This window comes from Burkholderia sp. Ac-20349 (genome assembly GCF_017104865.1).
GTDB classification, from domain to species: Bacteria; Pseudomonadota; Gammaproteobacteria; order Burkholderiales; family Burkholderiaceae; genus Burkholderia; species Burkholderia aenigmatica.
The window spans coordinates 1-9905 of the sequence record NZ_JAAGPM010000205.1 but is presented as its reverse complement, the minus strand read 5'-3'; the positions used below and the strand labels follow the sequence as shown (position 1 = coordinate 9905).

Sequence of the window (9905 nt, the reverse complement as noted above, 5' to 3'; positions counted from 1 at the left end):
CGGCGATCGCCGCCGCGCTCGACGCGGCCGTGCGCGCGTCGGGCCTGCGTTCGCACGCGGTCGTGCTCGACGAAATGCCCGCGTCATTCGCGGCGGGGCTCACCGTGATCAACGCGGAAACGTCGCGCGCGTTCGGCCATCTGGTCGCGACCGGCCAGCTCGGCGCCGATCTCGATGCGCGCTTGCGCACGGCCGCCACGACGACACCTGCCGCCCTCGCGGAAGCCGAAGCCGTCCGCGCACGCTTCACCGCGCAGGTCGACGCCGCGCTCGAACACGCGGACGTGCTCGTGCTGCCGACGCTGCCCGCGCTGCCGATCACGCTGCAGCAGGCACGCGACGGCGTATCGGTGATCGCGATGTCGTCGCTGATCCGGCCGTTCAACCTGAGCGGCCATCCGGCGCTCAGCCTGCCGCTGCCGCTGGCCGGTTCGCCGCTGAACGCTGGCCTGCAGATCGTCGGGCGCAAGGGCGCGGACGAACAGGTCTGCGCGATCGCGGCACACTTCGAAGCGGCACTCGCCGCATGAACCACGATGCGGGCGCGGCGGCACGCTGCACGCGCCCGCGAACCAGGGATACACGCACCATGTCAGACCGAGTCGTCCTCGTCACCGGCGCCGCGCGCGGGCTCGGCGCCGTCATCGCCGAACGCTTTCATGCGGCCGGCTACCGCGTCGCGCTGGCCGATATCGCCGCCGACGCCATTCAGGCGCATGCACGCGAACTCGACCCGAGCGGCGAACGCGCGATCGCGCTGCCGCTCGACGTCACGTCGAAACGCGATTTCGAAGCCGCGCGCGATGCGCTCGTCGCGCGCTGGGGCACGATCGACGTGCTGGTGAACAACGCGGGCGCATCGAAGGTCGTGCCCGCGATGGAGATCACGGCCGAGCAGTTCGACCAGGTGATCGACGTGAACCTGCGCAGCGTGCTGTTCGGCTGCCAGGTGTTCGGCCAGTTCTTCGCGACGCGCGGCGCGGGCCGTATCGTCAACATCGCGTCGCTCGCCGGGCAGAACGGCGGCTCGGCGACGGGCGCGCACTACGCGGCCGCGAAAGGCGGCACGCTGACGCTGACCAAGGTGTTCGCGCGCGATCTCGCCGCACAGGGCGTGACCGTCAACGCGATCTCGCCGGGCCCGCTCGATCTGCCGATCGTCCATGAAAGCGTCGCGCCGGAGAAACTGCGCCAGGTGCTCGCGAGCCTGCCGGGCGGCAAGCTCGGCTCGGCCGGTTTCGTTGCGGATGCGGCCGTGCTGCTCGCGTCGGGCGACGCGCATTTCGCGAACGGCGCGTGCTGGGACATCAACGGCGGGTTGTACATGCGCTGAGCGTCGAGCGTTGCGTGCGGCGCTTCGCGGAAGCGCCGGCGAGGCCCTATCGCGACGACTCGCCGTCGTCGCCCCACACGACCATCACGTCGCGCACGAGCGCGGCGATCGACGTCGCGCCGAGCTTCTCCTTGATGCTCGCGCGATGCACGTCGACGGTCTTCACGCTGATCGACAGATCCGACGCGATCTGCTTGCTGCCCTTGCCGTCCACCACGCCGCGCAGCACTTCCTTCTCGCGCGCGGTCAGCGCATCGAGCCGCTGGCGCAGCTCGCGGTGGCGCTGGCTGACCGCATGCCGTTGCTGCGCGAGCCGCAGCGCGCGTTGCACGCGCTCGAGCATCTGTTGCGAGTTGTACGGTTTCTCGACGAAATCGATCGCGCCGTTCTGCAGCGCGCGCACGGACATCGGAATATCGCCGTGCCCGCTGACGAAGATCACCGGCAGCGTCGCGCCGCGCGCGTTCAGTTCGGCCTGCACGTCGAAGCCGCTCTTCTCCGGCATCCGGACGTCGAGCACCAGGCACGCCGGCAGGTTCACGTCGAAGCGCGCGAGAAAATCGGTGGCGTTCGCGAATCCCTCGGACGCGATGCCGACCGATTCGAGCAGCCACGCGAGCGACGTCCGCATGCCGTTGTCGTCGTCGACGATGTATACGATCGGTGCGGGTGACGTCATCGCGGGTGTCTCACTGAATATCGGTATGGGTATCGCACGCGCCGCATACGGGGCCGGGTTCCGGCTCGTCGCGCGCGTCGTTCGCTGGGGGTGTGCGGCACATCATAACGAGCCGAAAACCCGCTGAAAACCCCTTCACGGGCCGCACGGACGTGCAATCTCGATTTTTTTCGCGCGCCGCGCCGCGCATCTAGGTAGAACCTTTAGACGCGTTGGCGAGAACGCCATCTCCATCGTCAATCGTGCGAATGGTCGCGGGCATTTTCGCGACGTACGCTTGGGTCATCGTCGGCGATCCGGCGCTGCACCGGCAGCGCCGCACGACCGCCGCTTTCGTCCACTCAGGAGCGCCCATGTCTTCCACGACCGATATCCAGCGACCGGCTCGCGTCGAACCGACCGACGCGCAGAAGGCCTTCCGCCAGGCGATGGCCCACCTCGGCGCGGCCGTCAACGTGATCACCACCGCCGGGCCGCACGGCCGCTGCGGGATCACCGCGAGCGCCGTCTGTTCCGTCACCGACACGCCGCCGACGCTGCTCGTGTGCCTCAACCGGTCGAGCGCGATGCGTGCAACGTTCGAACGCAACCGCCACGTCTGCATCAACGTGCTGCCCGCCGAACACGAGCAACTCGCGCGGCATTTCGCGGGGCTCACCGACCTGTCGATGGAACGGCGCTTCGATCTGCCTGTGTGGGATCGCGGCGAGCAGGACGTGCCCGTGCTGCGCGACGCGCTCGCGAGCCTGCAGGGCACGATCGCCGACATGAAGGAAGTCGGCTCGCATTCGGTGATGTTCATCGAAGCGACGTCGATCCGCGTACGCGACGACGGCGACAGCCTGATCTACTTCAGCCGTGCGTTTCATCGCGTGTCGCGCACGGCCTGCGTGCGGTGAATGGCGCGTGTCGCGCGTGACTACGCGGCGGCCCGCAACGCGCGCTGCCCGGCCGCAAGCGCGGCGCCCGCGAACAGCGTCAGCGCGGAATACACGAGCCCGCGCGCGAGTCCCGCGCTGTCCGACACCCAGCCGATCGCGACCGGCCCGGCGATCTGCCCGAACGCAAAGACCGTCGTGAACGCGCTGATCCCTTTCGCCCAGCCGTCGGGCGGCAGGTTGTGACGCACGAAGGCCGTCGTCGACGCGACGGCCGACAGGAACGTCGCGCCGAACAGCACGCCCGACGCGAACGCGGCTACCGGATGCACGAACATCGCCGGCATCAGCGTCGCAATGCCGAGCAGCGCGTTGAGCACCGCGAGCGCCTGGCCGCCACGCATCCGGTCGAGCAGGCCCGACCACAGCCGCGCCGACACGACGGTCGCGACGCCGAGCATCACGTAGAACGCGGCGACCACCGTGCCGCTCATCCCCGCGCCGCGCAGCAGCGCGACGATGAACGTCATGTAGCCGATGTAGCCTACGCCGAACAGGCCGTAGCCGGCCAGCGCGAGTGCGAAGCGCACGGGGCTCGCGGTCGCGGCCGGCACCGCGCCATCACGCGGCGCGGTCGGTGCCGCGTGCACGTGCTCGATACGGCGTGCAGCCGACACGGCCACCGCAGAAAACAGCACGCACGCGCACGCGAGCGCGAACCACGCGGGCTGCCAGCCATGGACACCCTGCGTCAGCGTGGCCGGCACGAGCAGCGACGATGCGACGATGCCCCATCCCGTGCCGCCGTAGTAGAGCCCGAGCAGCAGCCCCGCATCGCGCGGCGACGCCGACGCGAGCCGCGCGGCCAGCACGCCGCCGCTGATGAAGATCAGTGCGCTGCCGACGCCGGTCGCGAGCCGCTGCACGAGCAGCGCATGCATGCCGGACGTGACCCCGCACGCGGCCATCAGCAACGCGGTCAGCACGCATCCGGCCGCCAGCAGCGAGCCTGCTCGCCAGCGCCGCGACAGCAACGGAAACGCGAGTGCACCGACCAGGTAGCCGGCCGCGTTCGCGGTGTTCAGCGCGCCGGCCTGCGCGAACGTCCAGCCGAGATCGGCCTTCATCGGCGGCAGCAGCAGCGCGTACGAAAAGCGCGCGAGGCCGAGCGCGATCGCGCTGCCGAGCGACAGGCCGATCGCGAGCCGCCACGCGGCCATGCGATCGGGGTCACGGTCGGGGCCGGTCGCGCCGCCGTCCCGCCGCGGCGGGACGGCATGCTCCGGTGGCGGCGCTACGCGCATCGGGTCGTCTCCATCGTTGTTCGTGTGGCGGCTGTCGGGTAGACAGCACGTTCGCCGTCTGACGAAACCGCGGCGTGCTCAGGCTTCAGTGGCCCCCGTGTCGCCGAGCCACTTATACATCACGAGGCAGTCGACGAAGCCGAGCCGCGCGTGACGGTACGCACGCGGCAGGCGGCCGACGATGTCGAATCCCAGCTTCTGCCACAGCGCGACCGCCACCTCGTTCGTCGACACCACCGAATTGAACTGCATCGCGAGGAAGCCGCGCTCGCGCGCGACCTGCTGCGAGTGCTCGCACATCAGGCGCGCCACGCCACGGCCCCGCGCGGCCTCGCTCACCATGTAGCCGCAATTGCACACGTGGTTGCCGGGGCCGGCCGCATTCGCCTTCAGGTAGTACGAGCCAAGCACCACGCCGTCCTCTTCGGCGATCCACGTGCAGAGCGGCGCGTCGAGCCACAGCGCGCGCGCCGCCTCGGGTGTCGGCTCCGGATCGAATGCATAGGTTTCCTGAGCAGCGACGATGGCGCGGTAGCTCGGCCAGAAGCGCGGGAAATCGTCGTGGGTCATCGGGCGAATCGTGATCATGCAGTGTCTCTCGTGATTGGAATGTCGGCAGGAACGCCAGCGATCGTACCGTGATTCACGGATGGCCGCTGTCCCGTTGCGCCGCGCTGCGATACGCGCCCGGCGGCACGCCGTACCAGCGCTTGAATGCCTGCGAGAAACTCGACAGGTCGCTGAAGCCGAGCCGCTCGGCCACCTCCGCGAGCGACAGGCGCGCATCGCCCAGCAGCGTCTCTGCCATCGCGCCGCGCGCCTGCGCGAGCAGCGCCCGGAACGTCGTGCCCTCCTCCTGCAGCCGGCGCTTGAGCGTGCGCGGGCTCGTGTTCATCAGCCGTGCCATGTCCTCGAGCGAGAACGGCGCGGAGCCGGGCGTCGCGGTCAGGTACTGGCGCACCATCTCCGACGTGCCCACGCGCGCGCGTCGCGCGTCGAGCAGCTGGCCGCACATCTGCTCGCACATCGACACCGTCAGCGGATTCGCATGCGGCAGCAGCCGGTCGAGAAACACGCGGTCGAAGGCGAGACTGTTCGCGCGCGCCGAGAAAGCGGGTTCAACGCCGGCGATGCGCGGCACCGGCGCGGACGGCACGCGCGTCGCCTGCACCGTGAAGCGCGACAACGCGAAAGCGTCGCCGCCGATTTCCTGCAGCAGCACGGCCGCCGCCGTCATGTCGCGCTCGACGAGGAACCGGCTCAGTGCGCCATCGAGTTCCGGCGCGCCGAAATTGAGCACGCACGTCCCGTCTTCCTCGCGGTACGTGATGACGGTGAACGCATAGGTGAGCGGCAGGAAGCGCATCGCCAGCGCGAGCGCGTCGCGCGCGCTCGCGCTGGCGATCAGCCCGTAGCCCCACACGCCGTAGGCGGAGAAATGGTAGCGCTGGCCTACCTCGAACCCGAGGCCCTGCGCGCGCCCGAGCGCGCGCAGCAGGTTGCCGGTCAGCCGCAGCTCCTGCGCCGCCGTCACCTCGACCTTCGGATCGTCGAGCTGCGCGTCCGCGAGCCCGGTGCCGGCCAGCAGCGTCGTGTGCGGCACACCGCGTTCGTCGCCGAAATCGACCAGCAGCCGGGCGCTGGCCGGACTCCGGGTGAAATCCCAGAAGCTCATGCGGAGAAACCCTCGAAGCGCCAATTTGGCCCAAATACTAAAACAATTGTCCCGAAGCAGCATTGGTGTTTTCCCATGCGGCCAGCACCATCGGCGTCATCCAGTCGTCATCCGAACGACCCCATCGCCCTCCGGAGGAGACACCATGCGACAACGTCGCCCGACCGATCCCGCAGCCCGCTTCGCACGCCAGCGCGCCGCGTTCGCCCGCGATCCCGCCCCGCCGCTCGCGATCCGCCCGCCACGCCCCGCCCGCCGGTGCGCGCCGCCGTGCCCCGCCTGATCCATCGCCCCTCGGAGAACGATTCCATGAGCAAGACTTTCGACTACATCGTCGTCGGCGGCGGTTCGGGCGGCTGCGTCGTCGCCGGGCGGCTGACCGAAGACCCGGCCGTGACCGTCTGCGTGCTCGAGGCCGGCGGCCGCGGCGACGGCACGCTCGTCAACGTGCCGACCGGCGCGGTCGCGATGATGCCGACCCGCATCAACAACTGGGCCTTCGACACGGTGCCGCAGCCGGGCCTCGGCGGGCGCATCGGCTATCAGCCGCGCGGCAAGATGCTCGGCGGTTCGTCGGGCATCAATGCGATGGTCTATATCCGCGGCCATCGCGTCGACTACGATGGCTGGGCCGGGCTCGGCAACGAAGGCTGGGGCTACGACGACGTGCTGCCGTACTTCCGCCTGAGCGAGCACAACGAGCGCTTCGACGACGCGTGGCACGGCCGCGACGGCCCGCTGTGGGTGAGCGACCTGCGCACCGGCAACCCGTTCCATGCGCGCTACCTGGAAGCCGCGCAGCAGGCCGGCCTGCCGCTCACCGACGATTTCAACGGCGCGCAGCAGGAAGGCATCGGTCTCTACCAGGTCACGCAGAAGCACGGCGAACGGTGGAGCGCGGCGCGCGCGTACCTGCTGCCGCACGTCGGCCGCCGCGACAACCTGACGGTCGAGACGCACGCGCAGGTGCTGCGCATCCTGTTCGACGGCACGCGCGCGATCGGCGTCGAAGTACGGCAGCATGGCGAGGTCCGCACGCTGCGCGCACGGCGGGAAGTCGTGCTCGCGGCCGGCGCGCTGCAGACGCCGCAGCTGCTGATGCTGTCGGGCGTCGGCCCGGGCCGCGAACTCCAGCAGCACGGCATCGCCGTGCACGCCGACCTGCCCGGCGTCGGCCGCAACCTGCAGGATCATCCGGATTTCATCTTCGGCTATCGCACCCGCAGCGTCGACACGATGGGCGTGTCCGCGCGCGGCGGCCTGCGCATGCTGCGCGAGCTTGCGCGTTTTCGCCGCGAACGGCGCGGGATGCTGACGTCGAATTTCGCGGAAGGCGGCGGCTTCCTGAAGACCCGCGCCGAGCTCGATGCACCGGACATCCAGCTGCACTTCGTCGTCGCGCTCGTCGACGATCACGCGCGCAAGCTGCATGCCGGCCACGGGCTGTCATGCCACGTGTGCCTGCTGCGGCCGCGCAGCCGCGGCTCGGTCACGCTCAACGGCACCGATCCGCTCGCGACGCCGCGCATCGACCCCGCGTTCTTCGACGATCCGCGCGACCTCGACGACATGGTCGCGGGCTTCCGCCTCACGCGCCGGCTGATGGAAGCGCCGGCGCTTGCCGGCTGGACCACGCAGGACCTGTTCACCGCGAACGCCCACACCGACGATGAAATCCGCGACGTGCTGCGGCGGCGCACCGACACCGTGTATCACCCGGTCGGCACGTGCCGGATGGGGCACGACGCGCTCGCCGTCGTCGATCCGCAACTGCGCGTGCGTGGCCTGCAGGGGCTGCGCATCGTCGATGCATCGATCATGCCGACGCTCATCGGCGGCAACACCAACGCACCGACGATCATGATCGCCGAGAAGGCCGTCGACCTGATTCGCGGCACGTGCCGCACGCCCGCTCGGCCGCAGGGCGAAACCGTCAGCATAACGACGAATCCTGACCCCGTTCCTGCATCGCGCAGCGTGCACGATGCCGTCCAGCCAGAGGAAACCCACCATGTCGTCGCGTGACGCAACCCGCCTGACCGAATCCGCCGCACCGCTCGCGGCGATCATCATCGGCGCCGGCTTCGCCGGCATCGGCATGGCGATCGCGCTGCAACGCGCCGGCATCCACGATTTCGTGATCGTCGAACGCTCGCACGACGTCGGCGGCGTGTGGCGCGACAACAGCTACCCGGGCGCCGCCTGCGACGTGCCCTCGCACCTGTACTCGTTCTCGTTCGAACCCAATCCGGCGTGGTCGCGCGTGTTCGCGCCGCAGCCCGAAATCCATGCGTACCTGCAGCATTGCGCGCGCAAGTACGGCCTCGCGCGCTACCTGCGCTTCGGCGCCGAAGTCCAGCAAGCACGCTACGACGAAGCCGCCGCGCTGTGGCGCGTCACGCTCGCCGACGGCACGACGCTGAGCGCCGCCGTGCTCGTCAGCGGCACCGGCCAGTTGAGCCGCCCCGCGATGCCCGACCTGCCCGGCATCGACACGTTCCGCGGCCGCGCCTTCCACTCCGCGCACTGGGATCACGACTATTCGCTTACGGCCAAGCGCGTCGCGGTGGTCGGCACCGGCGCGTCGGCGATCCAGTTCGTCCCCGCGATCGCCGGCGACGTGCAGCGCCTGGTCGTGTTCCAGCGTTCGCCGGCCTACGTGATGCCGCGCCCCGACCGCGCGTACCGCCCGTGGGAGAAGGCGTTGTTTCGCCGGCTGCCGTGGGCAATGAAGCTGCATCGCGCGTCGATCTACCTGCGCTACGAATCGCGTGCGATCGCGTTCACGCGCCTGCACAAGATCATGAAGGTCGCGGTCGGCCGGCCGTTCCACAAGCTGCTCGCGCGCGACGTGCCGGACCCGGTGCTGCGTGCGCGGCTCACGCCCGACTATCCGATCGGCTGCAAGCGCATCCTGCTGTCGAGCGACTACCTGGCCGCGATGAGCCGCGACAACGTCGAGCTCGTCACGCAGCGGATCCGGCGCGTCACGGCGGACGGCATCGAGACCGTCGACGGCGTGCACCATCCGGTCGACGCGATCGTCTACGGCACGGGGTTCGCGGCGACCGAGTTCCTGTCGCCGATGCGCATCACGGGCCGCGACGGGCTCGACCTGAACGACGCATGGCGGCGCGGCGCGCAGGCGTATCTCGGGCTCACCGTGCCCGGTTTTCCGAACTTCTTCATGCTGTACGGCCCGAACACCAACCTCGGCCACAACTCGATCGTCTACATGCTCGAAAGCCAGATCGCGCACGTGATGCGCTGCCTGCGCACGATGCAGCGCGACGGCGCGCGCGAAATCGACGTCGACACGCGCCGCTACCGGCGCTTCAACGTGCATGTGCAGCAGCGGCTCGAAGGATCGGTGTGGAACAGCTGCAAGAGCTGGTACGTCGATGCGTCGGGACACAACAGCACGAACTGGCCGGGCTTCACGCTGACCTACCGGTGGATCACCCGCTTCACCGGGATGGCCGCCTACCGCTTCACGCATCCGCTGCCCGAATCGGTCGCACCGACGCGCGACGTCGTGGTCGCGCCGCCCGCCGGACGGCTGGAGGCCCTCGCCGCCGCATCGCTGCGCGGCTTCCTGCGCATCGCGTTCCGGCCGCTGATCGGGCCGCCGTTCGGCGCGCGCATGCAGCGCCGCGTCGTCGCGCTGCTGTCGCCGCTGATGCCGGGCACGGGCGGCACGCTGCGCTACCGTACGTCCGCGCATCGCGTGCCGGTCGAAGTCGTTGCGCCGAAGCGCGGCGACACGGGCGGCGCGATCCTCTATCTGCACGGCGGCGCATTCTGTCTCGGCGGGCCGCATACGCATCGCGGCGTGACGACGCGGCTCGCGCACGATGCCGGCCTGCCGGTGTGGGTGCCCGACTACCGGCTGGCCCCCGAGCATCCGAGCCCGGCCGCGCTCGACGATGCGCTGGCCGTCTATGACGCGATGCGCGCGCAAGGCCATGCGCCGCACCGGATCGTGATCGCGGGCGATTCGGCCGGCGGCGCGCTGGCGCTGGCACTGGCCATCGCG

At 70.0% G+C, this 9905-nt stretch carries 9 protein-coding genes; 5 read left to right on the top strand and 4 right to left on the bottom strand.

The genetic code is table 11. The annotated features are described in order from the left end of the window. Positions 1–530, top strand: a 530-nt coding sequence (locus G3N61_RS36015; protein ID WP_241018068.1) for an amidase family protein, incomplete at its 5' end; no start/stop codon positions are given. A 59-nt stretch (positions 531–589) separates the two neighbouring features. After that, complete coding sequence (locus G3N61_RS36010) at positions 590–1333, top strand: SDR family oxidoreductase (RefSeq protein ID WP_205824756.1); 744 nt, start codon at positions 590–592, stop codon at positions 1331–1333. A gap of 46 nt (positions 1334–1379) precedes the next feature. Here the strand turns inward: G3N61_RS36010 and G3N61_RS36005 are convergent, their stop codons facing one another. Continuing rightward, complete coding sequence (locus tag G3N61_RS36005; protein WP_043178278.1) at positions 1380–2012, bottom strand: response regulator; 633 nt, start codon at positions 2010–2012, stop codon at positions 1380–1382. A 353-nt stretch (positions 2013–2365) separates the two neighbouring features. On the opposite strand from G3N61_RS36005, the gene hpaC reads away from it, so the two are divergent. Continuing rightward, the gene (gene hpaC, locus G3N61_RS36000; RefSeq protein ID WP_043179186.1) at positions 2366–2911 is read left to right on the top strand and encodes a 4-hydroxyphenylacetate 3-monooxygenase, reductase component; all 546 of its coding nucleotides are present in this window, start codon (positions 2366–2368) and stop codon (positions 2909–2911) included. Positions 2912–2931: 20 nt separating this feature from the next. On the opposite strand, the gene G3N61_RS35995 is transcribed toward hpaC, so the two are convergent. The 3 genes from G3N61_RS35995 to G3N61_RS35985 form a co-directional block, all read right to left on the bottom strand. Next, positions 2932–4194, bottom strand: a complete 1263-nt coding sequence (locus G3N61_RS35995; RefSeq protein WP_205824754.1) for a YbfB/YjiJ family MFS transporter — start codon at positions 4192–4194, stop codon at positions 2932–2934. 78 nt (positions 4195–4272) lie between these two features. Then, the gene (locus G3N61_RS35990; protein ID WP_089453615.1) at positions 4273–4782 is read right to left on the bottom strand and encodes an N-acetyltransferase; all 510 of its coding nucleotides are present in this window, start codon (positions 4780–4782) and stop codon (positions 4273–4275) included. A 55-nt stretch (positions 4783–4837) separates the two neighbouring features. Then, positions 4838–5869, bottom strand: coding sequence for an AraC family transcriptional regulator (locus tag G3N61_RS35985; protein WP_043178283.1), 1032 nt, complete (start codon positions 5867–5869; stop codon positions 4838–4840). A 309-nt stretch (positions 5870–6178) separates the two neighbouring features. Here G3N61_RS35985 and G3N61_RS35980 point away from each other — a divergent pair, with 309 nt between their 5' ends. Both G3N61_RS35980 and G3N61_RS35975 read left to right on the top strand, forming a co-directional pair. Beyond that, on the top strand, positions 6179–7894 hold the full coding sequence (locus G3N61_RS35980) for a GMC family oxidoreductase N-terminal domain-containing protein (RefSeq protein ID WP_205824752.1): 1716 nt from the start codon (positions 6179–6181) through the stop codon (positions 7892–7894). Beyond that, positions 7881–9905, top strand: a 2025-nt coding sequence (locus tag G3N61_RS35975) for an alpha/beta hydrolase fold domain-containing protein (RefSeq protein ID WP_205824750.1), incomplete at its 3' end; no start/stop codon positions are given. The genes G3N61_RS35980 and G3N61_RS35975, both read left to right, overlap by 14 nt.